Origin of the sequence: Croceibacterium mercuriale, assembly GCF_000802385.1 — a bacterium.
GTDB lineage: Bacteria > Pseudomonadota > Alphaproteobacteria > Sphingomonadales > Sphingomonadaceae > Croceibacterium > Croceibacterium mercuriale.
In genome coordinates this window covers 538,609-564,798 of the sequence record NZ_JTDN01000001.1, presented here as the reverse complement: position 1 = coordinate 564,798, position 26,190 = coordinate 538,609, and the positions used below count along the sequence as shown (strand labels likewise).

The window sequence follows — 26,190 nt, the reverse complement described above, 5'->3', positions numbered from 1 at the left end:
GAACATAGCACCAGGCCCCAACATCTGGCAATTTGCGCCATCGCGATTTCCCGCTGCTCCACGCAAGTGCATGTTAAATCGAGAAGAAAGCGTTTGGCACGGCTTATGCAAAAGCTTCGGCATACAGGTTCAGGAGCCATCACGATGTCCGTCCATACGATCCTCGCCCACCCGTCCCGCTTGGCCGCGCTGGTCAGCGTGCTGGCGCTTGTCTCCCTGAATGTCCTGGCGCTGGACAGCGTGGAACGCGCCACCGGTCCGGTGCTGGTGGTGGCGCCGGTGGTGGCCCTGGCATGAGCGACAACCAGGTTCCCGCCCCCGGGCAACGCCTGACCCAGCTGGGCAGCCGGCTCGATCGCGAGATCGAACGGTTGCGCACCAGCCCCACGCCAGTGCTCGGCCCCAAGCTCGAGCGCGTCTTTGCAAGCGGAGTACCCCTTATGGGCATCTTTTCCCGCACCCGCGACATCATCGCGGCCAATTTCAACGAGCTGCTCGACCAGGCGGACGATCCGACCAAGATGATCCGCATGATCATCCTGGAAATGGAGGAAACGCTGGTGGAGGTCCGCGCAAGCGCTGCGCGCACCATCGCCGACCAGAAGGAGATGCACCGCCACACCGTCCGCCTCGAGAAGCTGCAGGCCGACTGGGCGGAGAAGGCGCAGCTGGCTCTGTCCAAGGATCGCGAGGACCTGGCCCGCGCCGCCCTGATGGAACGCAAGAAGGCGTCGGACATGGCCGACCAGCTGAAGGAGGAGATCACCGTCCTAGATGATTCCCTACGCGCCTACGAGGAGGACATCGCCAAGCTGCAGACCCGCCTGCGGGAGGCCCGCAGCCGCCAGACGCAGATCGCCGCCCGGCTGGAAAGCGCGGAGAACCGCGTCAAGCTGCGCACGCTGATGACCAGCGAGCGGGTGGACGATGCGCTGGCCCGGTTCGACCAGCTGGAGCGCCGCGTCGACTACGCCGAAGGGCGTGCCGATGCGCTGAACACGGGCCAGGGTCGTCCCAGCCTGTCGGACCAGATCGCCGCGCTGGAAGGCTCGGACAAGATCGATGCCGAACTGGAAGAGATGAAGCGCGCGCTCGGCAAGGGCGGCGAGAACAAGGAGGGCTGACCCATGGAACCCGTCATCGCAATCATCGCTATCTTCATTGGCCTGCCCTGGGTCATCCTGCACTACATGACCAAGTGGAAGACCGCCGCCACCATCACCACCGATGACGAGGTGCTGCTGGAGGAACTGTACAACCTGGCCAAGCGGCTGGACGAGCGGATGGAGACGGTGGAGCGCCTGGTCGCCGCCGACAGCCCGGAATTCCGCCCCGCCCGCCTGTCCGACAGTGCGGACAACAATGATCAGCTACGCGAGTTGGACCGCCTGCTGGCCGAGAAGAAAGGAATGCTTTCGTGAACTCTCCCCGCACCCGCCTGTACCGCGACAAGCAGGAAGGCAAGCTGATGGGCGTCTGCGCCGGGCTGGCCGACTATGCCGGGGTCGATCCGATCTGGACGCGGCTGGGCTTCCTGGCGCTGGTGTTCATGTCCGGCGGCACCATCCTGCCCTTTTACTTCATCGCCGGCCTGCTGCTGAACAAAAAGCCGCCGCAGCTCTACACCGACCGCAACGAGCAGAAATACTGGCAGAGCGTGCGCCAGAGCCCGAAGCGCACCGCGCGCGAGCTGCGTTCCAAGATGCGCGAGATTGACCGCCGGCTGGCGGATGTGGAGCACCATTACGTGTCCAGCAATCCGCGACTGTCGGCAGAGATCGAACGGCTGCGCTGATCCATTAGCGAAGGGACTGTTTACATGCACGGTACCATGGCCCTGCTTATCCCGATCCTGGCATTGATGATCCCGTTCTTCGCCATCTGGATCAAGCATCGCGAGAAGATGATGGACCGCCAGATCGGCACCACCAGCGAGGCGACGGCCGAGAAGGCAGCGCAATATGTCAGCCATGTGCAGGCGCTGGAGGATCGGGTCCGCGTGCTGGAACGCATCGTCACGGATCGCGGCTACGACATCGCCACCCAGATCGAGGCGCTGCGCGATCAGCGCCGTGTGGAGGATGGCGCAGGACTGCGCGACAGTCGGGAGAAGGTGCAATGACCTTCTGGACCGCCGCCGTCCTGATCGTGCTGATCTGCGCGATCGCCAGCGTGTTCCGCAAGCCGCGCCGAGACCTCGACTCCGCTGAAGGTGTGCCAAGCCAGCGCGAGACCGAGCTGCAGCGCGAGCTGACCGAACTGCGCGAACGGGTGCGCGTGCTGGAACGCATCGCCACCGACGACACCCAGGGCCGCCGCCTGTCCGACCAGATCGAGCGCCTGCGCGAAGATTGAACACAAGGAGCCTGCCGCCATGTCCCACGACCTGCTGCTTGCCCTGACGGCCCTCTCCGCCCTGCTGGTGATCGCCGCCGCTGCGCTGAAAGGCTGGCAGGGTTGGCTGGCGCTCAAGACCCGGGAGCTGGACCTGCGCCGCGCCGGTCCGGCGGAGAGCGGCAGCCGCGAAGGCGCCGCCCGGATCGAGATGGCCGACCTGCGCGAACGCATCCGCCAGCTGGAAGCGATCGCCAGCGGGGTGGATTTGTGAGCCGCAGCCACTACATCGCCGGACCATGCGATCCCTCGACGACATCTTCGAAGAATATGACTTCCTCGACGGCGACGAACGCTATCGCCTGCTGATCGAACTGGGCCGGGAGCTTGACCCGATGCCGCCCGCCCTGCGCACCGATGCCACGCTGGTACGCGGATGCTCGGCCAGCGTGTGGGTCTACCCCACCGGCGGCCCTGACCAGCTGCACTTCATGGCCGACAGCAATGCCGCGATCACCAAGGGGATCGTCGCGCTGGTCGTAGCCGCCGTGCAGGACCGGCCGGCGGCGGAGGTTGCGACGACTGACATCATGGACCGGCTGGCGCCGTTCGACCTGAAAAGCCAGCTCAGTTCCAATCGCACGCAAGGGGTACCCAACATGATCGCGCTGGTGCGCCAACATGCTGCGCGCATCGCGGCCGACGCCTGAACGCATGCTGCGGTCGCTGTGGATGGCGGCCGGCCTGGTCATGGTGGTGCTTGGCATCATCGGGCTGATCCTGCCGATGATGCCGGGCGTGGTGTTCTTCATCGGTGCGGCCTTCTGCTTCGCCCGCGGCAATCCGGCATGGGAGCAGCGCCTGCTGGCTGACCGGCGGATCGGCCCGCACCTGATCGCATGGCGCAGCCGCGGCGCCATCTCCGCGCAAGGCAAGCGGGCGGCCCTGATCATGATGGCGATCGCTGCCGCACTCACCTGGTGGCGGCTCGGCTGGCCATGGGCGGCGGTCTCGAGTGCGGTGCTGGTGGTCGTTGCGCTGTGGATCGCGACGCGGCCGGAGTGAGGTCGCTGCGCCGGGGCGGCCAGACGCTGTTAAATGGGCGCTTCACGGGCGGAAAGACAGGGCCGGCTTGCCTTGGCGTGCGCGCCACGCCATCTGCTGCACATGGCCAGCAAACCACGCACATTGTACGAAAAGATCTGGGACGCGCACGTCGTCGAGCGGCGGGAGGATGGCACCTGCCTCATCTTCGTCGACCGGCATCTCGTTCACGAAGTCACCAGTCCGCAGGCCTTCGAAGGACTGCGCATGGCCGGGCGCCCGGTGCGCCGGCCCGAACTGACGCTGGCCACGCCCGATCATAACCTGCCGACGACCGCCCGCATCGATGCCGCCGGCCAGCGCCTGCCGATCGCCGACGGCCAGAGCGCGCAGCAGCTGTCCGCGCTGGAGCAGAACGTGGCGGAGTTCGGCATCCGTTACTTCAACGCCACTGCGCGCCAGCAGGGCATCGTGCATGTGGTGGGGCCGGAACAGGGCTTCAGCCTGCCGGGCACCACCATCGTGTGCGGCGACAGCCACACCGCCGCCCATGGCGGCATGGGCGCGCTGGCCTTCGGCATCGGCACCAGCGAGGTGGAGCATGTGCTGGCCACGCAGACGCTGCTGCTGCAGCCGTCCCGCACCATGGAGATCCGGGTCGATGGCGAGCTTGGCCCCGGCGTCACATCCAAGGATCTGATCCTGCACATTATCGGGGTGATCGGCACCGCCGGCGGCACCGGCCATGTGATCGAGTATCGCGGCGAGGTGTTCGAGCGGATGAGCGTGGAAAGCCGGCTGACCGTCTGCAACATGAGCATCGAAGGCGGCGCCCGCTCCGGCCTGGTCGCACCCGACGAGACGACCTTCGCCTATCTCAAGGGTCGCCCCTTCGCGCCGCAGGGCGCCGAATGGGACGCGGCTGTCGCCTATTGGCGCACGCTCCACACCGATCCCGGAGCCACCTTCGACAAGTCGGTCGTGATCGATGCAGGCACGGTGGAGCCGACCGTTACCTGGGGCACCAGCCCGGAAGACACTGCCCCGATCACCGGCTTCGTCCCCGCGCCCGAAAGCTTCGCCGATCCGTCCAAGCAGGATGCCGCGCGCAAGAGCCTGGCCTATATGGGCCTGGAACCCGGCCAGAAGCTGGCTGGCCTGCCGGTGGAAAACGTGTTCATCGGCAGCTGCACCAACAGCCGGATCGAGGATCTGCGCGCTGCGGCCGCCGTGCTGAAGGGCCGGCATCGGGCAGCCAATGTGAAGTGGGCCATTGTCGTCCCAGGCTCCGGACTGGTGAAGGAACAGGCCGAGGCCGAGGGGCTGGACCGCATCTTCACCGATGCCGGGCTGGAATGGCGCGAACCCGGCTGCTCGGCATGTCTGGGCATGAACCCCGACAAGGTGCCTGCGGGCGAACGCTGCGCTTCCACCTCCAACCGCAACTTCGTAGGCCGACAGGGCCCGGGCTCGCGCACGCATCTGGTCAGCCCGGCCATGGCCGCGGCGGCAGCGGTGACCGGACGGCTGGTGGACGTGCGGGAGCTGGTCTGACCCGCAAGGCGTCCTTCCCGCCTGTCGTCGCGGCCGACACCAGCCTGATGATCCTCGGCAGCCTGCCCGGCGAGCGGTCGCTGGCGGAGGCGCGCTATTACGCGCACCCGCAGAACCGCTTCTGGCACCTGGTGGGCCATGCCATCGGCACGGAGTTGTACGCCATCCCCTATGAGCAGCGCCTCGCCACCCTGCTCGATCACGGCATCGGCCTGTGGGACGTGATCGGCTCCGCCTCCCGTGCGAACAGCAGCCTCGACGCCGCGATCCGCGACATCGCGCCCAATCCGCTGGCCGACCTGGCCGCCACCCTGCCCCGCCTGCGAGCGGTCGCCTTCAACGGCGCTACCGCCGCGCGCATCGGCCAGCCCCTGCTCGCCGGCAGCAACCTGGCCCTGCTGCCGCTCCCCTCCTCCAGTCCCGCCTACGCGTCCATGTCCCTGGCGGAGAAGGAGCGACGGTGGCGGGCAGTAGGAAAGTTTGTCGGCAGGCGCTTGCCAGCACCGCCGCAGCAAAGCATCTAGCAGGGCATGACCAAGAACAAGGATCTGGGAGCGGGCGGCAAGGCTGCCCTGGCAGGCGCCATCGGTTCGGCAGCGGTCGCGGCCGCGTTGCTTTACGTCAAGCGACGCAAGCAGCGCGATGATCGCAAGCTGTTCATCACGCCTTCCGGCGAACTGCCGGAAACCGACTGATGGAGCCGGTGCGCGCCATCGAAGGTCGGGCGATTCCCTTCGGGTTGAAGAACGTCGATACCGACCTGATCATTCCGGCACGCTGGCTGAAGACCATCAGCCGCGAAGGCCTGGGTGCCGGCGCGTTCGAGGCGGTGCGGGCGGAACCCGGCAACATCTTCGACGATCCGCGCTTTGCCGGTGCGCCGATCCTGATCGCGGGCGACAATTTCGGGTGCGGGTCCAGTCGCGAACATGCGGCCTGGGCACTGGCCGACATGGGCGTGCGTGCGGTGATCGCGCCGTCCTTCTCCGACATCTTCTCCGGCAATGCCTTCAAGAACGGCATCCTTACCGTGGCTTTGCCGCAGGATGCCGTCGACCGGTTGCTGGCCGTGGCGCAGACCGACCCTGTCTCGATCGACCTGGAAAGCCAGTCGGTCACCACGCCGTTCCAGGACCGCTTCAGCTTTCCGATCGATCCGTTCCGCAAGGACTGCCTGCTGCGCGGGCTGGACGAGATCGGCCTGACGCTGGCGCGTGACGCGGCGATCTCGACCTATGAGCGGCGGCTGGACGCGGCGCAGCCATGGCTGGTGCGCGGCACCGCGCTGTCGGCCTGATGCTGCGATCGACCAGCACCCCTCCACGAGAGACCGCAAGATGACCGACCCGGATGACAGGCAGCACGGCAAGGACGCGCAGTTCGCCTTCGATGGGGAGATCGCGTTCCGCATCGCTGCCCGACGCAACCGCCTGCTGGGCCGGTGGGCGGCCGAGCGGATGCAACTGACGCAGGAAGAGACCGACGCCTATGCGCGCGAAATCATCCACGCCGAGTTCGAGGAAGGCGGGGATGAGGCCGTGATCCGCAAGCTGCTCGGCGATCTGACCGGAGCGGGCGTGGAGACGGATGAGGCCGCCTTGCGCACTGCCCTCGACGAACAGAACATCGTCGCCCGCCGACAGCTTATGAGCGAGAACTGATCATGGCCATGCCAGCCGCCGAAATCGAGGCGCTGATCCGCGCCGCCCTGCCTGACGCCGATGTGGTGATCGAGGATCTGGCGGGGGACGGCGATCATTACCGTGCCCGCGTCACCAGCGCATCCTTCGCGGGGCGCAGCCGTGTGCAGCAGCACAAGCTGGTCTATGACGCGCTGGGTGGGCGCATGGGCGGGGAACTGCATGCCTTGCAAGTCCTGACAGCGATTCCCAACTGAACCCCAACACCGATCAATTGGAAAACACTGCCATGTCCGACGTCAACGCCCGCCTGTCTCAGCTCGTATCCGAAAACGAAGTCGTGCTGTTCATGAAGGGCACGCCGTTGTTTCCGCAATGCGGTTTTTCCAGCCGTGCGATCGCCATTCTGGACCATTGCGGCGTTGCGTACGAAAGCGTCGACGTGCTGCAGGACATGGAAATCCGTCAGGGTATCAAGTCGTTCAGCGACTGGCCGACCATCCCTCAGCTATACGTGAAGGGCGAGTTCGTGGGTGGCAGCGACATCATGATGGAGATGTACGAGGCCGGTGAACTGCAGCAGATGCTGGCCGAAAAGCAGGTCGCCCGCGCAGAGTAATCGCGTCGCCTGAGACATGAAAGGACCGGGCACAGCCATGCTTCCCCGGTCCTTTTTGTATGCGTCGCCTAGACGCGCCGCATCTTGCCCAGCAGTGCCAGGTGTTCCATGATCTGGCCACGTGCCAGCATGGCGACGTGCCGCGTGGGCATGTCCTGCCCATTCGCCAGGTAGGTTTCCTGGATCTGCAGCAGCTTCTGGTGCCCTTCGATCTGTGCCGCGACATAGGCGCGGTCAAACGCCCGCCCGCTGGCGACGTTCAGCCGGGCGAGCACTTCCTGCTCCATCGCGCCGGGCGGCGGCGGGGTCATGTTCTTGGATTCGCGGATGATCTGGGCGATCGTGGTCTGCTCCGTCACTTCGAAGCCGGCAAATTCCTTCACCGCGGCATTGCGGCCCTTCTCCAGTGCCATCTGGCTGGTCATCAGCGCCAGGCCGCCATTGCGCAGCGTTTCCATTGCGTGCTGCCGCTCGGCCTCGCCCATAGCACCCTGCGCCCATGCTGCCGCCGGAAGGCCTGCGCCTGCGGTCGCAAACGCGCCACGCAGCAATGCTCCACCAAGTTCTCGCCTGTTCATCGCTTCGCTCCAACTTCGCGGCAGGATGGCCGCTTCATCCAGAGAACCGGCAGGTGTCAGACAAGTAACAAAGTAAACATTGAGCAACAGGGAAGATGCGGTCGGTCTGCAGTCAGCCGGTGACTTCCAGCGGCTCTTGCGGATTGTTCGGTACAAGGATCATGGTGTCACCCTCCACCCGCCAGCTGGCGAGCCGGGACAGCAGGTTCATGCCGATCACATTGGTCGGTCCCAGTCCCGGTGCGATGATCGCATCCAGCCCGCGCGCCGTGACATTGCCGAAGCGCAGCTCTTCGATGGAGGTCAGCTGCGCAGCAACCGGACCGTTTGCCGTCTGCATCCGCACCGGCAGGCCGTTGGTGCGGACCTCCAGCCCGGCCGACTGCGCCGTTTCCGTGGATACGGCCGTCAGCGTCGCGCCCGTATCGACCAGGAAGCGGGTCGGATGGCCGTTCAGCTCCCCACGCAGCCAGAAATGACCGTCACGGGCCAGCTTCACGCGGGTCTCGTCCCCGGCGACGGTCTGTTCAGGCATGCCGAGCTGCGGCACCGCCATGTCGAAGCGCGGGTCCATGCGCGACAGTTGCAGCACCACCATCGCCAGCACGGCCATCAGCGCCAGCGTGCTGCCCGCACGGAGCAACCGGCCGATCGACGGCACCCAGCGCATCACCATCGATCCCAGAATGCCGAGCACCATGGCCGCGATCGCAGCCATCAGCAGACCCGATTTGGGCAGTTCGGCAATGGAGTGGGCCAGCTGGTCCCAGATCGGCGCGAAATCCATGACGCCTATCTAGGATCAGTAGTGGCGGTTTGCGATGGGGGCTGCCCGCTCATGGCGCATGGTGCGGCTCGCGTGCCTCCGCCAGAAGCAGGCTGAACCGCTCGTCCGCGTCGGTCCAGCGCTGTACGGGCGTCCAGCCGCCGGCGGCCAGCAGCAGGTTCTGGCTGCGACCATCGTACTTGTGGCTGTTTTCCGTGTGGATCGTCTCCCCCGCCGCCATGGAGAAGGCTTGGCCGGCGACCTCGAACCGGATCGCCTCGCGCGCGACCAGATGCATCTCGATCCGGGCGAACGCATCGTTCCAGCGCGCCTCGTGCTTCAGGCGATCGAGCGGCAGGTTGCCAGCCAGTTCCCGGTTGATGCGTGTCGCCAGGTTCAGGTTCAAACGGCCGGTGATCCCGGCGGCATCGTCATAGGCGGCTATCAGGGTGGCCGGGGCCTTGATCAGGTCCATGCCGATCAGCAGCTGCGCGCCAGTGCCCAGCGTCGTCCGCATGTTGCGTAACAGGTCCACGGCCTGGGTCGGCACCATGTTGCCGATCGTGGAGCCAGGGAAGAAACCGAGCTTCGGCAGGCCGGCAACAGCATCCGGCAGCGTGACCGGTGCCGTGAAATCCGCTTCGACCGGCCACACGGGCAAGGCCGGGAACTGCTGCTGCAGCTGCGCGGCGGAGCTCCGCAGGAAGTCTCCGGAGATATCCAGCGGGACATAGGCGGCCGGCGCGATCGCCTGCAGCAGCAGGGGCGTCTTGGTGGAGGAACCGGAGCCAAACTCCACCACGGTGCGCCCGGGCTGGATCAGACGGGCGAAGTCCGGGCCGCGCTCCGCAAGGATGGCCCGCTCCACCCGGGTCGGATAATATTCCGGCAGCCGGGTGATCTCCTCGAACAGCAGGCTGCCCGCATCGTCGTAGAACCAGCGCGCGGGCACGGCCTTCTGCGGCAAGGCCAGCCCGGCCAGGACATCGTCGCGAAAGGCGGTGTTCGCCGGGCGGGTTGCCGCCGCTGTCTCTGCCAGGTCAGCCCTCACAGGTCACGCGCCAGTCGTACGCCGGTGAACTGCCAGCGTTGATGCGGATGGAAGAAGTTGCGGTAGGTGGCGCGCGAATGGCCGCGCGGGGTAGCGCAACTGGCGCCCTTCAGCACCCACTGCCCCGCCATGAACTTGCCGTTATACTCGCCCACCGCCCCGCCGGCAGGGCGGAAGCGCGGGTATGGCAGGTAGGCGGAACGGGTGAACTGCCAGCAATCGCCGAACAGGCTGTCGCCACCCTGCGGCAGCGGCGCGTCTGCCGCGTCCAGCTGATTGCCGCCATCGGCCGCGTGATCGGCCGCGATCGCCTCCCACTCGAACTCCGTCGGCAGACGATGGCCCGCCCACGCGGCGAAGGCATCCGCCTCCCAGAAGCTGAGGTGGGTCACCGGCCGCTCCGGATCGCGCGATTGCCAGCCGGCATGGGTGAACTGCTCGTCCCCATGCCAGTACAGCGGGGCGGAGATGCCGTGCTGCTGCACCCAGTCCCATCCGTCGGCGAGCCACAGCGCGGGCGTCCGGTAGCCGCCGTCGGCGATGAACTGCGACCACTCACCGTTCGTGACCAAGCGATCGGCAAGGGCGAACGGCTCCAGCAGAACGCGATGGGCCGGCCCTTCATTGTCGAAGGAAAACTCGGCCCCTGCATCGCCGATCTCGACGACACCGCCGGCATGGTTCCACCACCCACGCGCGCCCGGCGCTTCGGCAGCTTCGTCGCTCGCAGGCCACACGGCAGGGCCGGCAGGATTACTGAAGAAGGCGTGCTTGATGTCGGTCAGCAGCAATTCCTGGTGCTGTTGCTCATGCGCGATGCCAAGCCGGATCAGCGGTGCCATCGCGGGATCGCCGAGCAAAGGCTCCATCGCCGCGTCCACATGCGCCCGCCAGTCCAGCACCTCCGCCAGTGCCGGCCGCGACAGCACACCGCGACTGTTGCGCGCGATCCGCTGACCTTCCGCCTCGTAATACGAATTGAACAGGAACGGCCAGTCCTCCCGGAACAGGCGGTAGCCCGGCAGGTGATCACGCAGCAGGAAGGTTTCGAAGAACCAGGTCGTGTGCGCCAGATGCCACTTCGCGGGCGAGGCATCCGCCATCGACTGCACGGTGGCGTCAGCATCGGACAACGGCGCAACCAGCTCCCGCGTCAGCGCTCTTGTGGTGGTGAATTGCGTCGGCAAACCCATTGCGATTGCCGGCGCCACGTTGCGGTGCATCGTGGCCAAATCATCCTCCCCCACCCGGTCCGAAGCGAACGGTCGCCGGCACATGGTCTGATAAAGATCAGGCCGGCGACCGGTTCCCCGGATCAGGCCGCCTGGCGTTGCCGCTCCCGCCGATCCAGGTTGAGCATGTCGGCCAGCAGGAACGCCATCTCCAGCGCCTGCGCGGCGTTCAGGCGTGGATCGCAATGCGTGTGGTACCGGTCGGCCAGGCCCTCATCGGTGATCGCCACAGCGCCGCCGATGCATTCCGTCACATCCTGTCCGGTCATCTCCAGATGGATGCCGCCGGCATGGGTGCCTTCCGCCCGGTGCACTGCGAAGAATCCACGCACCTCGGCCAGGATGCGGTCGAAGGGCCGCGTCTTGTAGCCGCTGTCCGACTTGACGACATTGCCATGCATCGGGTCGCATGACCAAACGACCGGATGACCCGACCGCGCCACCGCGCGCACCAGCCGCGGCAGGCCGGCCTCCACCTTGTCGTGCCCGAACCGCGCAATCAGGGTCATGCGGCCGGGTATGCGCGCCGGGTTCAGCGTATCGAGCAACCGGAGCAACTCGTCCGGCTCCAGGCTGGGTCCGCACTTCACGCCGATCGGATTACCGACACCGCGCAGGAACTCGACATGCGCGCTGCCAGTGAACCGGGTGCGATCGCCGATCCACAGGAAATGCGCGCTGGTGTCGTACCATTCGCCGGTCAGCGAATCCTGTCGTGTCAGCGCCTGTTCGTAGGGCAGCAGCAGCGCCTCGTGACTGGTATAGAAGGCGGTGCTCTTGAGCTGCGGCGCGGTTTCCGGCGCCACGCCGCACGCTTCCATGAAGTCCAGCGCCTCGCGGATCCGGTCCGCAACGTCGCCGAAGCGGTCGGCCCAGGGCGAGCGGCCCACGAAGTCGAGCGTCCACTGGTGCACCTGGCGAAGATTGGCGTAGCCGCCGCCGGCAAAGGCACGCAGCAGGTTCAGCGTCGCTGCCGCCTGACTGTAGGCACGCAGCATGCGCTGCGGATCATTGCGGCGGATGTCCGGCGCGAATTCGATGCCGTTGATATTGTCGCCTAGGTAGCTGGGCAGCGTCAGCCCGTCGATCGTCTCCGTCGCGGAGGAACGCGGCTTGGCGAACTGCCCCGCCATGCGGCCAACCTTGATCACCGGCATCGCGCTGGCGAAGGTCAGCACGACCGCCATCTGCAGGATGACGCGGAAGGTGTCCCGGATGGTATTCGGATGGAACTCGGCAAAGCTTTCCGCGCAATCGCCGCCTTGCAGCAGGAAACCGCGGCCGCTGGCGACTTCCGCCAGCTGCGCCTGCAGGTCGCGCGCTTCGCCGGCGAAGACCAGCGGCGGGAAGTTGCTCAGCTGCGCTTCCACGCCGGCCAGCTCCGCCGCATTGTCATAGACGGGCAGATGCTTGGCTTCATGCCGCTGCCAGCTTTGCGGATCCCAGTTCTGTACCACGGCGTTCAATCTTCCAGACATTTGCAGGCGGATGCGCGCACTACACCGCGCGCACCCACCCGGCAAATGTTACAGGCGTAATCAGCGGCTGGCGGCCGCAGCGGCCTCCTGCGGCAGGACCACCAGCTTCCAGCCGCCATGTGTGCCCAGGTATTCCTGCGCCAGCGCGCGATAATCTGCCGGTGGTGTCTCCGTGTAATCGGTCCACAAGGTGCGCAGATGCTGCACACGCGCCGGATCGTTTGCCGCCCCGCTCAACTGATTGAGCCAGAAGGTGTGTCCGGTCTGCGCCCGGTCCAGCATTTGCCGGATCGGCTCCACCACACGCGCCAGCTCGTCCGCCTGCGGGCCGTTGGTGGCGAGGTCGGTGGCGATCTCCTGTGCCTCGGCGAAGAAGGCCGGCACTGCGGATGGCGGCAGCTGCGCCAGCGCCATCAGCTGGCCGCCGCCATTCACGTCCAGCGGCCAGTTGCTGCCCACGAATGGCGCGTAGCTGGCACCCAGCCGCTCGCGCAGCCCATCCATCAGACGGTTGGAGAAGACCTGCGCCAGCACGTCCAGCCGGCGTGACCGTGGCAGATCCGCGCTGCCGCCGCCCGTCGGCCAGGCGATCACCGCTGCGGCCTGGTCCGCATCGCCGGTATGGCGCAGCACTTCCGGCTCTGCGTTGGCGGCCGGGAACTCGACCGGCGGATCGATCGCCTCCGCCGGCGCGGGCTGGCGGGCCGGCATTGCACCGAATGTCTGACCCAGCGCAGCAATCACGGCAGCCTTGTCGAAGTCGCCGAACACATCGACCTCGACCGGTCCCTGTGCCAGCAGCCGGGTCCAGACCTGCTGGAAACCGGCCGCATCGGCCCCCGCCAGCGCTGCGGCGTCAGGCTTGCGGTAGCGCGCATCGCGATCGTGCAGCAGCCATTGCAGGTCACGGTTCAACACGCCGTTGGGATCGCCGCCGAAGGAATCGTAGGACAGCCGCTGCGCCGCCTTGGCCCGCTCGAACGGTGCCGCATCCCAGCGCGGATCGGCCAGCTTCGCAGCGAACAGGTAGAGCTGGTCCGCCACATCCTCCCGCCGGGTCTGCCCGTCGAACACGAAGGTGCCGTCCTCGATCTGGAAGTTCCAGCCGAACTTGCGGCCGGTCGCCAGCTGGTCCAGCCCGTTCTGGTCCACCTCGCCGAAACCGGTCCCGACCAACGCCTGCCGGCCGAGATCGAGATAGACGCTCTCGTCCTCCTTGACGCCCTGCAGGCCGGTACCGAAGCGGACGCGCACGGTCGCGCGGCCAGGCTCGTTCGTGGTCGGCCACAACAGCGCGGTCACCCCGTTGCCGAAGCTGACCCGCTCCACGTCCAGCACGCCCAGCGGGGCGACGGCAACAGGCGCCGCCGGGGCGCCGACCGGTGGCAGCTGGGCAAAGGTGATCGCCTCGGCCCCGTTACGCGCCAGTGCCTCCGTGCTGATCGGTGCGGTCATGGCCGTCCGCAGCGCGGCATCGTCGGCCTCCATCGGGTCCGGCGTCAGCAGCATGGCGCGGATGACCTCACCGGTGAACAGCGCCTGGGTATGCTCGTGGATCGCCGCCGGGGTGAAGCGGTCGCGCATGCCGCGGAACAGCTCCAGCACCGTTTCAGGCGACGCGATCGCTTCCCGGATGTCGACGGCATTGACCAGCTCGTTCGCCAGTTCGGAACCGGCCTGGATACGGCTCTGCTCGACGCCATTGGCGAAGGCGATGTCGAACTCGGCCACTTCGCGGTCGATCTCCGCCTGGGTCGGTGGGGCTGCCACGGCATCGGCGATCACGGCGCGCACATCGGCCAGCGCGGCGCGCCAGTCCTCCGTCAGCGGCGCCAGGGTGACGAAGGTGCCGTTGGCGGACCGGCTGGGCCGATCCTTGTTGACCGCGGCGAACAGGAAGCTGCCGCCACCGCGCGCACGCTCCTCCAGCCGGCGATTGATGACCGCGGTTGCCATCGAATCGATCAGCAGGCCGCGATTATACTCCTGCGTGTCCACCACCTGTTGCCACGGGCGCAGCACGGCAAAGGTCAGCCCGCGCTGCTGGCCGGGCTCCACCACGACGCGTGTCTCGCCAACCGGGTTGGCGCGATCGACACCCCTGGGTGCCTCGGGCTTGCCGAAATCCGGTGCCTCGGCCGCGCGGCCCTGCCCTTCCCAGTCGGTGAAATACTTTTCCACCAGCGCAGCCAGCAGCTGCGGATCGGCATCGCCCACGATCGCCACCGTGGCACGCTCCGGACGGTACCAGCGACGATGGAAGGCGCGCACATTGTCCTGCGTGGCACCCTGCAGCGTTTCGACCGTGCCGATCGGATTGCGGCTGGCGAGCGGCTGGTCGGCGAAGAACAGCTGGCGCGTGGCATCGGCGATGCGCTGGTCCGGCCCCAGTCGCTCGCGCCGCTCCGCCAGCACGATGGGCAGTTCGGTGCGGACATTGTCGCTGCTCAGGGTGGGTTCGCGGATCATGCCGGCGAACAGGCGAACGCTGTCATCCAGCGTCTGCAGCGTCGCATTCGGCAGGTCCAGCTGGTACACGGTCTGCGTCGGACTGGTGGTCGCGTTCGTGTCCGCGCCCAGTGCCGCACCCAGCCGCTGGAAATAGGGGATTGCCTCCCCGTTGCCGAAATCGCGCGACTGACGGAACACCAGATGTTCGATCAGGTGGGCAAATCCGCGCTCCTCCTCCGTCTCGTACAGCGACCCGGCATCGATCGCGACGCGGATGGAGATTTGCCCCGGGGGCACGCCGTTTTCGCGCACGGCGTAGCGCAGCTTGTTCGGCAACTCGCCCATCAGCCAGTCCGGATCGATCGGGATGTCCGTCCCGCGGTAGATCCATGGATCGGCCGGCTTGGCATATTGCGGTGCGCTGATCGCGGGTGCGGGGGGTGCGGCCGGTGCGGTTGATGGCGGCAGGGGCGATGCCAGCACGGGAGCCGGCGACGGCGCCTGCTGGGCTTTGAGCGGAGCGGCCGGCAGAACGGCCAGCAGGGCGATTACGGCAACGGATCGGCGAAGGATCGATTTCATGAAAGCCCTAAAGGTCGCGGGGGATGAAGCAACAGTGAATAGGGTGCCGCAACCATTTGGCCAGTCCTTGCGGCATGTGCCTGCTGTGCCTAAATCGCTCACCATGTTCATCGAAACCGAAACGACACCCAATCCCGCCACCCTGAAGTTCCTGCCGGGGCAGGCTGTGTACCCGGCCGGCACCCGCGACTTCGCCACGCCGGAGGATGCGGAGGCCTCGCCGCTGGCGCAGGCCCTGTTCGACACCGGCGAGGTGACGGGCGTGTTCTTTGGCCGCGACTTCGTGTCGGTCACCGCGGCGCCGGGCGCAAACTGGGGCATGCTGAAGCCGCAGGTCGTGTCGATCCTGCTGGACCATTTCATCAGCCAGGCCCCGCTGTTCGCGGGCGGCGATGCCGGCGCGTTCAACGTGCCGGCGGAAGACGACGATCTGGTGGGTGACGATGATCCGGCGGATGCCGACATCGTGGCGCAGATCAAGGACCTGATCGAGACGCGCGTGCGCCCTGCCGTCGCCAATGATGGCGGCGACATTCGCTACCGCGGGTTCCGTGACGGTGTCGTCTACTTGGCGATGCAGGGCGCCTGCTCCGGCTGCCCCAGCTCCAGCGCGACGCTGAAGCAGGGGATCGAGGGGCTGCTGCGCCACTACGTGCCCGAAGTCAGCGAAGTACGCGCAGCCTGAACGCCGGCCACCTCTGCCCATGCGCCTGCTGGCGATCGATACCGCGACGCCGGCCTGTTCCGTCGCCCTGTTCCACGATGATCGGCTGATCGCCGGCGACTATGCCGTGATCGGTCGTGGCCATGCCGAACGGCTGGTGCCGATGATTGCCGCGCTGCCGGATCGTGGCCGGGCGGACCGGATCTGCGTGTCGCTTGGACCCGGCAGCTTCACCGGCGTGCGTATCGGCCTTGCCACTGCGCGTGCGCTGGGTCTGGCCTGGGGTGCGGAGGTGCTGGGCTATCCGACGCTGGCGCTGGTGGCTGCCATGGCTCGGGAAGAGAGCGCCCAAGCGGTCTCGGTGGCCATGACTGGCGGACACGGCGAATGGTTCGTGCAGAGCTTCACCCAAACGGGCCTGCCGGATGGCGATGCAATGTCGCTACCCCCGCAGGAGGCACAGGTGGCCTGTACCGCGCCGCTGGTGGCGGGGGATCGTGCGGCCGAACTGGTGGCGGTGCGTGGCTGGGGCGAGGCGCAGGAAACCTTGCCGGATGCGCGCGCGTTCGACCGCTTGCCACCGGCCTGCCTGCTGAGCGCGCTCAGCCCGCTATACGGCCGCGCGCCCGACGCCAGGCTGCCGGCATGACCGACGATCTGGATGCCGTCATGGCAGTGATGAGTGCTGCCTTCGACCCGGCGTTTGGCGAGGCGTGGACACGCCGCCAGGTGGAGGACACGTTGCTGATGCCTGGCACCGCCTGTCTGCTGGCCGGGCCAGATGGCGGGCCGCCCGCACCCAACGGGCCGGTTGCCGGCTTTGCGCTGACCCGCTGCGTGCTGGACGAGGAGGAGCTGCTGCTGCTGGCCGTGCAGCCGCGCTGGCATCGCCGCGGGGTCGGCGGCCGCCTGCTGCAGCGGGTGATCGCGGATGCCGAAGCGCGTGGTATTGCCCGGCTTTTCCTGGAGATGCGGGACGGAAACGATGCGGTGCATCTGTATGCGGCCGCCGGCTTTGCACAAGTTGGTCGCCGGTCGGGCTATTACAGGCGTGGTTCAGGTGGACCTTTCGATGCGATTACCTGTGCCATGTCGATCCAGAAGCTCGCTTCATCGAACAACGTCTCCTAGATACATAAAACATGCTTGTTTTTCAGCGCTGCGCCTGAAATAGGCGTCCAGAAGGTCTGGCAACGATGCTTTGATCAGCATTCAATGCCGATCTTGCCGGAAATCTAATAAAATTAAAGGGTCCCCATGAACACTTTGGAACATGATTTTAGCGAAACGCTGATCTCGCTCACCTCCGACATCGTTGCGGCGCATGTCAGCAACAATAATGTCGCGGTGGAGGACGTCTCCACGCTGATCCAGAACGTGTATGGCGCGCTGCAGGGTCTTGGCGCTACCCAGCCGGTCGAGGAACGGCCGGAGCCGGCGGTGTCGGTCCGCGCATCGATCAAGCCGGACTACCTGGTCTGCCTGGAAGACGGCAAGAAGATGAAGATGCTGAAGCGTTACCTGATGACGCAGTACGGCATGACGCCCGAGCAGTATCGCGCCCGCTGGAATCTGCCCGCCGACTACCCGATGGTCGCGCCCGAATATGCCGAGAAGCGCCGCAAGCTGGCGAAGGATATCGGTCTCGGTCGCAAGCCCGGTCAGAAGCGTGGCCGTCGGCCCAAGGCAGCCGGTGCGGCAACGCCTGCCGAGTAACACGCAGGGCCGGGGACGGAGCCCGATCGAGGCCTCCACCCGGTTGCAATCGCGCCCCTCCGCTTCCATAGTGGTGGGGCGCTGGCGCTTTCTGTCGCGTCTGCGATGACAGAAGGGAATACGAAGGCGTGCAGCAAGTGATCGATCTGGAAGCGCTATGTGCGGAACGGGGTCTCCGGATTACCGAACAGCGCCGGATCATCGCCCGCGTGCTGTCGGAATCCGACGATCACCCGGATGTGGAACTGCTGCACAAGCGGTCCAGCGCGATCGATCCGCGCATCTCTATCGCCACCGTGTACCGCACCGTCCGCCTGTTCGAGGATGCAGGCATCCTGGACCGGCACGATTTCGGTGACGGCCGCGCTCGCTACGAAGCCTCGCCAGAGGCGCATCACGATCACCTGATTGATGTGGAAACCGGCAAGGTCGTTGAATTCGTCGATCCGGAGGTGGAAGCATTGCAGCGCCAGATCGCCGAGAAGCTTGGCTATCGCCTGGTGGACCACCGCATGGAACTCTACGGCGTCCGGATCGACCGCGAGGAATGATCGCGCGCGCCGCGCCGCCTGCAGCAACGGTGACCGGCTGGTTGCCGCCAGTCCGCGTGGCTGCCATCCTGGCGTTGTTCGTGGCGATCATCCTGCCCCATCTTCTGCTCAGCCTGTTCGGCCTTCGCCGCGCGATACCGCCGCACTTCCTGGGCGCAGTCGGCTGGCTGGCCGGATTGCGGGTGACGATCGTCGGACGCGCGGCTTCGGGACAGCTGCTGCTGATCGGCAATCACACCAGCTGGCTGGACATCCTGGCGCTGGGCGGCGCGTGTCGCGCCGCGTTCGTTGCCAAGGGCACGCTGGCGAACAATCGCCTGCTCGGCTGGCTGTGCGCGCAGAACGACACCCTGTTCATCGCGCGTGAACGGCGGGGCGCAGTGAGCCAGCAGGTCGGCCAGCTGCGCGCTGCCCTGGCGAAGCGCCGCATGTGCGTTTTCCCCGAGGGTACGACCGCTGACGGAACCCGCCTGCTGCCTTTCAAGAGCGCGCTGCTGTCCGCCGCGGAGGGCGCGCAGGGCGTGACCGTGCAGCCGGTGGCCTTCGAATACCAGGATGCGCCGGCAGTTGCCTGGACGGATGCGGAACCCGGCGCCGACAACATCCGCCGGCTGCTGGCCCGGCGCGAACCCATCCGGCTGACAATCCACTTCCTGCCTCCGCTGGATGCGGCGGCACTGGCGACCCGCAAGACCATGGCGGAGGCGGCGCAGGGCCGGATCGCCGCGGCGCTGGCGCTTCCAATCGGGGCCCCGATCCCCTAACTGGCGGCCTATGCAACGCCGTCCCCTGCCCACCACCTACCGCATCAAGAGCTTCGGCTGCCAGATGAACGTCTATGATGGCGAACGCATGGGCGAGCTGCTGGCATCGCAGGGGCTGACCCCCGCCGCGGAGGGCGAGGATGCGGAGCTGGTGGTGCTGAACACCTGCCACATTCGCGAACGTGCGGCGGAGAAGGTCTATTCGGATATCGGCCGCCTGCTCAAGACGGATGGCCCCGCGCCGATGATCGCCGTTGCCGGCTGCGTCGCGCAGGCGGAGGGAGAGGAGATCATGGCCCGTGCGCCCGGCGTCGGCATCGTCGTCGGCCCGCAGGCGTACCACCGCCTGCCCGACCTGATCGCGCAGGCGACGCAAGGCGTCCGCGCCACCGACACCGACATGCCGGCGGATGCCAAGTTTGCTGCCCTGCCCCGCCGCCGCCGCAGTGCGCCGTCCGCGTTCCTGACCGTGCAGGAAGGGTGCGACAAGTTCTGCACCTATTGCGTGGTGCCCTATACCCGCGGCGCGGAGATCAGCCGTCCGTTCGCCGACCTGCTGGCGGAGGCGCAGCTGCTGGTGGAAGCCGGCGCGCGCGAGATCACGCTGCTGGGACAGAACGTCAACGCCTGGTCCGGCGCGGACAAAGCCGGTCGCGTGCTGGGCCTTGATGGGCTGATCCGCCATCTCGCCCGGGTCGATGGGCTGGAACGGATCCGCTACACGACCAGCCACCCCAATGATGTCACCGACGGACTGATCGCCGCCCATGCGGACGTGCCCAAGCTGATGCCTTACCTGCATCTGCCGGTGCAGAGCGGATCGGACCGGGTGCTGCGCGCCATGAACCGCAGCCACACGGCCGAGGCCTATCTGCGCCTGCTGGAACGTTTTCGCGCCGCACGGCCGGACATCGCGCTGTCGGGCGACTTCATCGTCGGCTTCCCGGGAGAAACGGAGGCGGAGTTCGTCGAGACGCTGCAGCTGGTGGAGACGGCGGGCTACGCCCATGCCTTCTCCTTCAAGTACTCGCCGCGCCCTGGCACGCCCGCTGCCACTATGGACGCGCAGGTTGCGCCCGAAATGATGGACGAGCGCCTGCAGCGCCTGCAGGCGACGATCGCGCGCGGGCAGCTGGCCTTCAACCAGGCGACTGTCGGCCGCCGCTGCGCCGTGCTGGTCGAACGACGTGGCAAGTTGCCCGGCCAGTGGCTCGGCAAGTCGCCCTGGCTGCAATCGGTGTGGTTCGATGCCGACGCGACAATCGGCGATCTGGTGATGGTGGACCTGGCACAGGCCGGGCCCAATTCGCTGGAAGGGCGTGTGCTGGAAACACTGGCCGCCTGACACCGGCAACCTGCTCCTCCGCCACAGGACGGAGGAGCGAAGTGCTTACTTGGGTGACAGCACCATCAGCATCTGCCGGCCTTCCAGCCGCGGGTAGGCCTCTACCTTGGCGACTTCCAGAACGTCGTCCTGCACCCGCTTCAGCAGGTCCATGCCCAGATGCTGATGCGCCATTTCGCGTCCGCGGAACCGCAGGGTAACCTTCACCTTGTCACCATTCTCGATGAACTTGTTCATGGCGCGCATCTTCACGTCATAATCATGGTCATCGATGTTCGGACGCATCTTGATCTCCTTGATCTCCTGCGTCTTCTGGGTCTTGCGGGCAATATTCGCCTTCTTCTGCGCCTCGTACCGGTGCTTGCCCACGTCCAGGAACTTGCAGACCGGCGGATCGGCGTTGGGCGACACCTCCACCAGGTTCAGGCCGGCCTCATTCGCCTGCTCGATCGCGGCGCGCGTATACATCACGCCTAGGTTTTCGCCCTCGTCATCGATGACGCGGACCTTGTCTGCCTGGATGAGATGGTCGAAGCGGGGGCCGGACTTGACCGGGGGCGCCAACATGCGCCGGGGTGGACGGGGTATGGTTTGTTCTCCTGAAGCCCAATGGAATCACCGGCCCACATAGTATGGCTGCGGCCATTTCGCTAGAGGGCGAACCGCTCCGCCCGGCAGGTTTCAGGCAGCCGCCCGCCACAGGGGAAACTGTGCCAGCCGCCCCTTCGCCGGCAACACCGCCCGGATCGTCCGGGCCGGCTGCAATGCGGCCAGGATCGCGGGGTCGCCTGCATCCATCCCGCCGGTCAGCGCGCCGAAGGCCGGCAGGATCATGCGCCCGCCCGCATTGCCGATGCCGTCGCTCACCACCGCGCAGGGCCGCCGGATGCGGCGGGCGCGCACGGTGACGTCCAGCCGCGGATGGAAATGCCCTGACAGTTCAGGGCGATCCTCGCCCGGCTGCGCATGATGGCGCAGGATGATGCCCGCCAGCTCCAGCTCCCCCAGCACGGTCCCGCCCAGGCGCTGCGCCAGCGCGGCATGGTCGGCCGGAATACCGCGTGAGGCATCGTGATTGCCCGTCAGCCACACCCAGTCGAGCACACGGGTCAGCGCCGCCAGCATCCCGGCGGCATGCGGCTCCAGCCGGGCCGGTCCGCCGGCATCATGGAAATTGTCGCCCAGCGTCACCACCCGCCGTGCACCGGTCTGCCGTACCTCCACCGCCAGCCGCTCCAGCGTCTCGCGGCTGTCGTAAGGGGGCAGCATCTGGCCATGCCGGGCAAAGAAGCTGCCCTTCTCCAGATGCAGGTCCGCGACCAGCAATGTGCGTTCACGCGGCCAGTAGAGTGCGTGACCGGGTGTCAGCACGAACTCCTCGCCTGCGAAGGGCAGCGGGCAGCCACCGGGGCTGCAGGGATCGGAGCCGAACGAAACGGGAACCATGCCGGCGCCTTGCCGGACCGGTCCGGCTTTGGCAAGCAGGTGCGATGGATCAGATCACCGACTGGAACCCGTACACGCAACGTGCCCGCGACTGGTTCGAGACCTTGCGCACCCGCATCTGCGCAGCGTTCGAGGAAATCGAGCGGGAGGCGGGCAGCGATGCCGCCTTCACCTACACGCCGTGGGACCGCAGCACGGAGGACGGCAGCGAAGGCGGCGGCGGGGTGCGCGCGGTGATGAAGGGGCGTGTGTTCGAGAAGGTGGGCGTGAACGTGTCCACCGTGCAGGGCGAGTTCGCACCGCAGTTTGCCGCCACCATCAACGGTGCCAGCGCGGATGCCCCAGGCTTCACCGCCACCGGCATCAGCCTGGTCGCGCACATGGCGAACCCGCACGTGCCGGCGGTGCACATGAACACCCGTTTCCTGACGACCAGCAAGGCATGGTTCGGCGGCGGGGCCGACCTCAATCCGCCGATCCCCTACCCGGAGGATACGGAAGCCTTCCACGCCGCCTTTCGCGCAGCCTGCGCCCCGTTCGATCCCACCTGGTACGAACGCTTTGCCCGCTGGGCGGACGAATACTTCTTCATCCCGCACCGCGGCGTCGCACGCGGGGTCGGCGGCATCTTCTACGACCATCTGGAATGTCCGGACGACGCGCAGTGGGACCGGCATTTCGCCTTCACCCGCGGCGTGGGCGAGGCGTTCCTCCGCGTCTTCCCGCGCATCGTGCGTCAGCGGATGGGCACCGAATGGACGCCTGCCGACAGGCAGACGCAGCTGGAATGGCGCGGCCGCTATGCCGAGTTCAACCTGGTCTATGACCGCGGCACATTGTTCGGTCTGAAGACCGGCGGCAACGTCGATGCCATCCTGATGAGCCTGCCGCCGGAGGCGGTCTGGAGCTGAACTGAATTGCTGCAACAGCGATAAGGCCTTGCCCTTCCCCTGTTAATAGGCACATCGTTCTCCGCGATGCTGCGGCAATATGAACTGGTGGAACGGGTCAAGGCATATGACCCAGGGGCCGACGAGGCGCTGCTGAACCGCGCCTACGTCTTTACCGTGCAGAAGCATGGCAGCCAGAAGCGCGCCAGCGGCGATCCCTATTTCAGCCATCCGGTCGAGGTGGCGGGGCTGATGACCGACCTGAAGCTGGATCAGGAAACCATCGCCACCGCCCTGCTGCACGACACGGTGGAGGACACGCTCGCCACCATCGCCGACATCGAGGCGCAGTTCGGGCCCGAGATCGCGCGGCTGGTGGATGGCGTGACCAAGCTGTCCAAGATCGAGACCATGCCGGAGAACGAGCGCGCGGCGGAGAACCTGCGCAAGTTCCTGCTGGCGATGAGCGAGGACATCCGCGTGCTGCTGGTGAAGCTGGGTGACCGGCTGCACAACATGCGCACGCTGCATTTCATCAAGAGCCCGGACAAGCGCCGCCGCATCGCGCGCGAGACGATGGAGATCTATGCTCCGCTCGCCGAACGGGTCGGCATGTACGAATATATGCGCGAGATGCAGGCGCTGGCCTTCGAACAGCTGGAGCCGGACGCCTTCAAGACCCTGAGCGGCCGGCTGGAACAGTTGCGCAGCCAGGATCACGGCCAGGTCGATCAGGTCGCGCTGGCCATCAAGCAGGCACTGGCGGCCGAAGGGCTGCAGGTGATGGTGTGGGGCCGGGAGAAACAGCCCTATTCCATCTGGCGCAAGATGGCCGAACGGCATGTCGCCTTCGACCAAGTGACCGACATCATGGCCTTTCGCGTGCTGACGCAATCCCCGCAGGACTGTTACCGCGCGCTGGGGGTGCTGCACACGACGTGGCAGTTCCTGCCGGGCCGGTTCAAGGATTACATCTCCACGCCCAAGAGCAACGGCTACCGCTCGCTGCACACCGCGCTGATCTACGAGAACTCCATGCGGGTGGAGGTGCAGGTCCGCACGGGCGAGATGCACCGTACCAACGAGTTCGGGCTGGCGGCGCACTGGGCCTACAAGCAGGGCAATCGGCCTGATGGGCAGGTCGGCTGGCTGCGCGACCTGATCGAGATCGTGGATGCCAGCCACGATGCGGAAGAGCTGCTCGAGAACACCAAGATGGCGATCTACCAGGATCGCATCTTTGCCTTCACGCCCAAGGGGGCGCTGTTCCAGCTGCCCAAGGGCGCCAGCGCGGTCGACTTCGCCTTCGCCGTGCACACCGACTTGGGCGCTGCGGCGGTCGGCGCCAAGATCAATGGCCGCCACGTGCCGCTGCGCACCCAGCTGGAGAACGGCGATGTGGTGGAGGTGGTCAAGGGCCAGAGCGCGGAACCGCAGCTGTCCTGGCTCGGCTTCGTCACCACCGGCAAGGCCCGCGCCGCGATCCGCCGCGCGCTGCGCGCCAAGGAACGGGCCGAGGTGATCGAGACCGGTCGCCGCCTGTATGACGAGATCGCCGACCGGCTGCCGGCGCGTGTGGGCCGCAAGGCCCTGCGCGAGGCGCTGGAGCGGCTGGGGCTGGAGGACGAGGACGACCTGCTGTTCGCGATCGGCGCCGCGCGCCTGTCCGCGCGCGAGGTGATGGAAGCACTGGTACCTGGCAGCACGGCCGACCTGCCCGATGAGCCGGAGGAGCGCGCCATCACGATCAAGGGGCTGCGGCCCGGCAGCGGCTTCCATCTGGCCGAATGCTGCCACCCCGTGCCGGGCGACCGCATCGTGGGCCTGCACGAGGAGGATGGCTCATCCCGCGGCACGGTCGCGGTCCATGTGATCGACTGTCCTCGCCTGGCGGAGGAAGGCACCGCCGAGTGGCTGGACCTGGGCTGGGGCGAGCATTCGCGTGGCGCGGTCGGCCGGCTGCGCGCGGTGCTGTATCACCGGACGGGAACGCTGGCGGAGATGGCCGGCATCTTCGCCCGCGCCAATGCCAACGTGATCGGGCTGGACCTGACCGAGCGGCGCGACGACCCGTTCCACACCTATGTCGTCGACCTGGAAATACAGGATCTGGCGCATCTTACCCGCATCCTCAGCGCCCTGCGCGCCAGCGATGCCGTAGCAGAGGCAATGCGTGTCTGAATGAGCAGCAATTCCCCGTCAGGTCCCACGCCCGATCGCCGCATCGCTCTGCTGATCGACGCCGACAATGTCTCCCACAGCAAGATTCCGGCCATGCTGGCCGAACTGGCGAAGTACGGCACGGCCAGTATCCGGCGCGCTTATGGCAACTGGGCCAGCCCCGGGCTGAAGGGCTGGACGGGCAAGCTGCACGCCCATGCGATCCGGCCGATCCAGCAGTTCAGCTATTCCACCGGCAAGAACGCCACCGACATCGCGCTGGTAATCGATGCGATGGAACTGCTCTACACGGTCAAGCCGGACGCCTTCTGCCTGGCGTCGAGCGATGCCGATTTCACCCCCCTGGTGATGCAACTGCGCGCCAACGGGCACGACGTGTATGGCTTCGGTGAGCGCAAGACGCCCGATCCGTTCGTGAACGCCTGCACCACCTTCCTGTATCTCGACAGCCTGGACGATCCCGCGGCCGCCGTCCGCGACGAACCTGCCAGGGAGAAGCCGGCGCGCGCAAGGGCGGCCAGCAAGGCAAGGCCCGCCGAAAGCGAGGACAATCCGGCAAAGGCGGCGCCCGATGCCCCCGCCAAACCGGCTGTCAGGTCGGAACGGCCGCTGGCACTCGACGCCAAGCTGGTGACCATCCTGCGCGGCGCGGTCGACGCGGCCGCACGCGACGATGGCTGGGCTGTGCTGAGCACCGCCGGCAGCGCAGCGAAGCGGCAGGCGCCGATCGATCCGCGCAATTACGGGGTCAAGAACTTCCCTGCCCTGTTCGAGGCAACCGGACTGTTCGAGATCGTGCAGGTCCCCGGCGGCCAGCGCTATGTGGCCGACCGGCGCAATACCGACCGGGCCAAGGCGCCCGAAGGCTAGCGCCGGCTGCGGCGCGCGCGCCAGTTCGTCACATGCGCGCCCGCCAGCAGCAGGCTGCCGCCCAAGGTCAACATCTGCTCCGCCGCCTCGCCGACCAGCAGCGCGAGCGCGAGCAGGCCCAGACCGGCGGCGCCTGCAAGTAGCGGGCCATGGCCGCGGCCCGGGGAGCGCGAGGCCCACAAGGCCATGGCACTGGTCGGCATCGCCAGTGCCAGCACCAGTACGTGAAAGCCCTCCCCCTCCACCAATGTGCCGGACAACAGGGGCAGCATGGCGAGTACCAGCGGCAGCGCCAGGCAGTGCACCATGCATGCGGCAGACGCCGCCAGCGCGAAGCCGTCGAGCAGCGTCAGTGATTGGCGGCGGGCAAGCTGGGACGAAATCATGACCGGTCTCTTAGAACCGATCACGGCATGTGACAACATTACTTTGCT

35 protein-coding genes are annotated in these 26,190 nt (G+C 66.8%); 26 read left to right on the top strand and 9 right to left on the bottom strand.

Annotated features, from left to right (window positions below):
• Positions 1 to 144 precede the first annotated feature (144 nt).
• The 16 genes from PK98_RS16990 (at position 145) to grxD (ending at position 7,191) form a co-directional block, all read left to right on the top strand.
• Positions 145 to 297: a hypothetical protein gene (locus PK98_RS16990; protein ID WP_161792392.1), complete on the top strand. Its 153-nt coding sequence runs from the start codon at positions 145 to 147 to the stop codon at positions 295 to 297.
• Positions 294 to 1,124, top strand: a complete 831-nt coding sequence (gene pspA, locus PK98_RS02555; protein WP_052207940.1) for a phage shock protein PspA — start codon at positions 294 to 296, stop codon at positions 1,122 to 1,124. The genes PK98_RS16990 and pspA overlap by 4 nt, the downstream gene beginning before the upstream one ends.
• A 3-nt stretch (positions 1,125 to 1,127) precedes the next feature.
• Complete coding sequence (pspB, locus tag PK98_RS02550) at positions 1,128 to 1,421, top strand: envelope stress response membrane protein PspB (protein WP_039094043.1); 294 nt, start codon at positions 1,128 to 1,130, stop codon at positions 1,419 to 1,421.
• The gene (pspC, locus tag PK98_RS02545) at positions 1,418 to 1,795 is read left to right on the top strand and encodes an envelope stress response membrane protein PspC (RefSeq protein ID WP_039094041.1); all 378 of its coding nucleotides are present in this window, start codon (positions 1,418 to 1,420) and stop codon (positions 1,793 to 1,795) included. Before pspB ends, pspC begins: the two co-directional genes overlap by 4 nt.
• A gap of 36 nt (positions 1,796 to 1,831) precedes the next feature.
• Entirely contained in the window at positions 1,832 to 2,122 is a 291-nt protein-coding gene (locus PK98_RS02540) for a hypothetical protein (RefSeq protein ID WP_235425374.1), read from the top strand.
• Positions 2,119 to 2,355 carry a hypothetical protein gene (locus PK98_RS02535; RefSeq protein ID WP_039094039.1) on the top strand — a complete coding sequence of 79 codons (237 nt, stop codon included), beginning with the start codon at positions 2,119 to 2,121 and terminating at the stop codon, positions 2,353 to 2,355. The genes PK98_RS02540 and PK98_RS02535 overlap by 4 nt, the downstream gene beginning before the upstream one ends.
• A gap of 19 nt (positions 2,356 to 2,374) precedes the next feature.
• Positions 2,375 to 2,608 carry a hypothetical protein gene (locus PK98_RS02530; RefSeq protein WP_039094038.1) on the top strand — a complete coding sequence of 78 codons (234 nt, stop codon included), beginning with the start codon at positions 2,375 to 2,377 and terminating at the stop codon, positions 2,606 to 2,608.
• A 25-nt stretch (positions 2,609 to 2,633) separates the two neighbouring features.
• Positions 2,634 to 3,044, top strand: a complete 411-nt coding sequence (locus PK98_RS02525; protein ID WP_039094036.1) for a SufE family protein — start codon at positions 2,634 to 2,636, stop codon at positions 3,042 to 3,044.
• On the top strand, positions 3,016 to 3,399 hold the full coding sequence (locus PK98_RS02520) for a YbaN family protein (protein ID WP_235425373.1): 384 nt from the start codon (positions 3,016 to 3,018) through the stop codon (positions 3,397 to 3,399). Before PK98_RS02525 ends, PK98_RS02520 begins: the two co-directional genes overlap by 29 nt.
• Before the next feature lie 102 nt (positions 3,400 to 3,501).
• Positions 3,502 to 4,932, top strand: a complete 1,431-nt coding sequence (gene leuC / locus PK98_RS02515) for a 3-isopropylmalate dehydratase large subunit (protein WP_039094035.1) — start codon at positions 3,502 to 3,504, stop codon at positions 4,930 to 4,932.
• Positions 4,929 to 5,456: a DNA-deoxyinosine glycosylase gene (locus PK98_RS02510; RefSeq protein WP_039096142.1), complete on the top strand. Its 528-nt coding sequence runs from the start codon at positions 4,929 to 4,931 to the stop codon at positions 5,454 to 5,456. The genes leuC and PK98_RS02510 overlap by 4 nt, the downstream gene beginning before the upstream one ends.
• Before the next feature lie 6 nt (positions 5,457 to 5,462).
• On the top strand, positions 5,463 to 5,627 hold the full coding sequence (locus tag PK98_RS16640; protein WP_152608513.1) for an isopropylmalate isomerase: 165 nt from the start codon (positions 5,463 to 5,465) through the stop codon (positions 5,625 to 5,627).
• Positions 5,627 to 6,229, top strand: coding sequence for a 3-isopropylmalate dehydratase small subunit (gene leuD, locus PK98_RS02505; RefSeq protein ID WP_039094032.1), 603 nt, complete (start codon positions 5,627 to 5,629; stop codon positions 6,227 to 6,229). Before PK98_RS16640 ends, leuD begins: the two co-directional genes overlap by 1 nt.
• Before the next feature lie 40 nt (positions 6,230 to 6,269).
• Complete coding sequence (locus tag PK98_RS02500; RefSeq protein ID WP_039094030.1) at positions 6,270 to 6,593, top strand: DUF1476 domain-containing protein; 324 nt, start codon at positions 6,270 to 6,272, stop codon at positions 6,591 to 6,593.
• Between the two features lie 2 nt (positions 6,594 to 6,595).
• A complete protein-coding gene (locus PK98_RS02495; RefSeq protein WP_039094028.1) occupies positions 6,596 to 6,829 on the top strand; it encodes a BolA/IbaG family iron-sulfur metabolism protein in 234 nt (77 codons plus the stop codon).
• A gap of 32 nt (positions 6,830 to 6,861) precedes the next feature.
• Complete coding sequence (grxD, locus tag PK98_RS02490) at positions 6,862 to 7,191, top strand: Grx4 family monothiol glutaredoxin (protein WP_039094026.1); 330 nt, start codon at positions 6,862 to 6,864, stop codon at positions 7,189 to 7,191.
• 68 nt (positions 7,192 to 7,259) lie between these two features.
• Here grxD and PK98_RS02485 read toward each other — a convergent pair whose 3' ends face one another.
• The 6 genes from PK98_RS02485 to PK98_RS02460 form a co-directional block, all read right to left on the bottom strand.
• Positions 7,260 to 7,769 carry a DUF4142 domain-containing protein gene (locus PK98_RS02485; RefSeq protein ID WP_081996005.1) on the bottom strand — a complete coding sequence of 170 codons (510 nt, stop codon included), beginning with the start codon at positions 7,767 to 7,769 and terminating at the stop codon, positions 7,260 to 7,262.
• A 112-nt stretch (positions 7,770 to 7,881) separates the two neighbouring features.
• Complete coding sequence (locus PK98_RS02480) at positions 7,882 to 8,556, bottom strand: retropepsin-like aspartic protease family protein (RefSeq protein ID WP_039094024.1); 675 nt, start codon at positions 8,554 to 8,556, stop codon at positions 7,882 to 7,884.
• 49 nt (positions 8,557 to 8,605) lie between these two features.
• Entirely contained in the window at positions 8,606 to 9,586 is a 981-nt protein-coding gene (egtD, locus tag PK98_RS02475) for an L-histidine N(alpha)-methyltransferase (RefSeq protein ID WP_052207936.1), read from the bottom strand.
• Positions 9,583 to 10,809, bottom strand: a complete 1,227-nt coding sequence (egtB, locus tag PK98_RS02470) for an ergothioneine biosynthesis protein EgtB (RefSeq protein WP_052207934.1) — start codon at positions 10,807 to 10,809, stop codon at positions 9,583 to 9,585. Before egtB ends, egtD begins: the two co-directional genes overlap by 4 nt.
• Before the next feature lie 92 nt (positions 10,810 to 10,901).
• Positions 10,902 to 12,275 carry a class II 3-deoxy-7-phosphoheptulonate synthase gene (locus PK98_RS02465; protein WP_152608592.1) on the bottom strand — a complete coding sequence of 458 codons (1,374 nt, stop codon included), beginning with the start codon at positions 12,273 to 12,275 and terminating at the stop codon, positions 10,902 to 10,904.
• A gap of 81 nt (positions 12,276 to 12,356) precedes the next feature.
• On the bottom strand, positions 12,357 to 15,329 hold the full coding sequence (locus tag PK98_RS02460) for a M16 family metallopeptidase (RefSeq protein ID WP_039094020.1): 2,973 nt from the start codon (positions 15,327 to 15,329) through the stop codon (positions 12,357 to 12,359).
• Between the two features lie 103 nt (positions 15,330 to 15,432).
• On the opposite strand from PK98_RS02460, the gene PK98_RS02455 reads away from it, so the two are divergent.
• From PK98_RS02455 to miaB, 7 genes are all read left to right on the top strand, one after another.
• Positions 15,433 to 16,014 carry a NifU family protein gene (locus PK98_RS02455; RefSeq protein ID WP_039094018.1) on the top strand — a complete coding sequence of 194 codons (582 nt, stop codon included), beginning with the start codon at positions 15,433 to 15,435 and terminating at the stop codon, positions 16,012 to 16,014.
• 19 nt (positions 16,015 to 16,033) lie between these two features.
• On the top strand, positions 16,034 to 16,642 hold the full coding sequence (tsaB, locus tag PK98_RS02450; RefSeq protein ID WP_039094016.1) for a tRNA (adenosine(37)-N6)-threonylcarbamoyltransferase complex dimerization subunit type 1 TsaB: 609 nt from the start codon (positions 16,034 to 16,036) through the stop codon (positions 16,640 to 16,642).
• Complete coding sequence (locus tag PK98_RS02445; RefSeq protein WP_039094014.1) at positions 16,639 to 17,124, top strand: GNAT family N-acetyltransferase; 486 nt, start codon at positions 16,639 to 16,641, stop codon at positions 17,122 to 17,124. Before tsaB ends, PK98_RS02445 begins: the two co-directional genes overlap by 4 nt.
• Before the next feature lie 126 nt (positions 17,125 to 17,250).
• Positions 17,251 to 17,709 carry a MucR family transcriptional regulator gene (locus PK98_RS02440; protein ID WP_039094013.1) on the top strand — a complete coding sequence of 153 codons (459 nt, stop codon included), beginning with the start codon at positions 17,251 to 17,253 and terminating at the stop codon, positions 17,707 to 17,709.
• Between the two features lie 128 nt (positions 17,710 to 17,837).
• Positions 17,838 to 18,260 carry a Fur family transcriptional regulator gene (locus tag PK98_RS02435; RefSeq protein ID WP_039094011.1) on the top strand — a complete coding sequence of 141 codons (423 nt, stop codon included), beginning with the start codon at positions 17,838 to 17,840 and terminating at the stop codon, positions 18,258 to 18,260.
• A 56-nt stretch (positions 18,261 to 18,316) separates the two neighbouring features.
• A complete protein-coding gene (locus PK98_RS02430) occupies positions 18,317 to 19,024 on the top strand; it encodes a lysophospholipid acyltransferase family protein (RefSeq protein ID WP_161792391.1) in 708 nt (235 codons plus the stop codon).
• Positions 19,025 to 19,034: 10 nt separating this feature from the next.
• Complete coding sequence (miaB, locus tag PK98_RS02425; RefSeq protein ID WP_039094010.1) at positions 19,035 to 20,369, top strand: tRNA (N6-isopentenyl adenosine(37)-C2)-methylthiotransferase MiaB; 1,335 nt, start codon at positions 19,035 to 19,037, stop codon at positions 20,367 to 20,369.
• Positions 20,370 to 20,414: 45 nt separating this feature from the next.
• Here the strand turns inward: miaB and infC are convergent, their stop codons facing one another.
• A complete protein-coding gene (gene infC / locus PK98_RS02420; RefSeq protein WP_039094008.1) occupies positions 20,415 to 20,936 on the bottom strand; it encodes a translation initiation factor IF-3 in 522 nt (173 codons plus the stop codon).
• Positions 20,937 to 21,050: 114 nt separating this feature from the next.
• Positions 21,051 to 21,815 carry a ligase-associated DNA damage response endonuclease PdeM gene (gene pdeM, locus PK98_RS02415; RefSeq protein WP_039094006.1) on the bottom strand — a complete coding sequence of 255 codons (765 nt, stop codon included), beginning with the start codon at positions 21,813 to 21,815 and terminating at the stop codon, positions 21,051 to 21,053.
• Between the two features lie 53 nt (positions 21,816 to 21,868).
• Here pdeM and hemF point away from each other — a divergent pair, with 53 nt between their 5' ends.
• The 3 genes from hemF to PK98_RS02400 all read left to right on the top strand — a co-directional run bounded on the left by hemF (position 21,869) and on the right by PK98_RS02400 (position 25,756).
• Positions 21,869 to 22,726 carry an oxygen-dependent coproporphyrinogen oxidase gene (gene hemF / locus PK98_RS02410; protein WP_039096137.1) on the top strand — a complete coding sequence of 286 codons (858 nt, stop codon included), beginning with the start codon at positions 21,869 to 21,871 and terminating at the stop codon, positions 22,724 to 22,726.
• A gap of 66 nt (positions 22,727 to 22,792) precedes the next feature.
• Positions 22,793 to 24,886 carry a RelA/SpoT family protein gene (locus tag PK98_RS02405; RefSeq protein ID WP_039094004.1) on the top strand — a complete coding sequence of 698 codons (2,094 nt, stop codon included), beginning with the start codon at positions 22,793 to 22,795 and terminating at the stop codon, positions 24,884 to 24,886.
• Positions 24,887 to 25,756 (top strand): NYN domain-containing protein, encoded by an 870-nt coding sequence (locus tag PK98_RS02400; RefSeq protein WP_039094003.1) that lies wholly within the window; start codon positions 24,887 to 24,889, stop codon positions 25,754 to 25,756.
• Here PK98_RS02400 and PK98_RS02395 read toward each other — a convergent pair.
• On the bottom strand, positions 25,753 to 26,142 hold the full coding sequence (locus tag PK98_RS02395; RefSeq protein WP_039094001.1) for a MerC domain-containing protein: 390 nt from the start codon (positions 26,140 to 26,142) through the stop codon (positions 25,753 to 25,755). The two genes, PK98_RS02400 and PK98_RS02395, sit on opposite strands and share 4 nt — an antisense overlap.
• Positions 26,143 to 26,190: the final 48 nt, after the last annotated feature.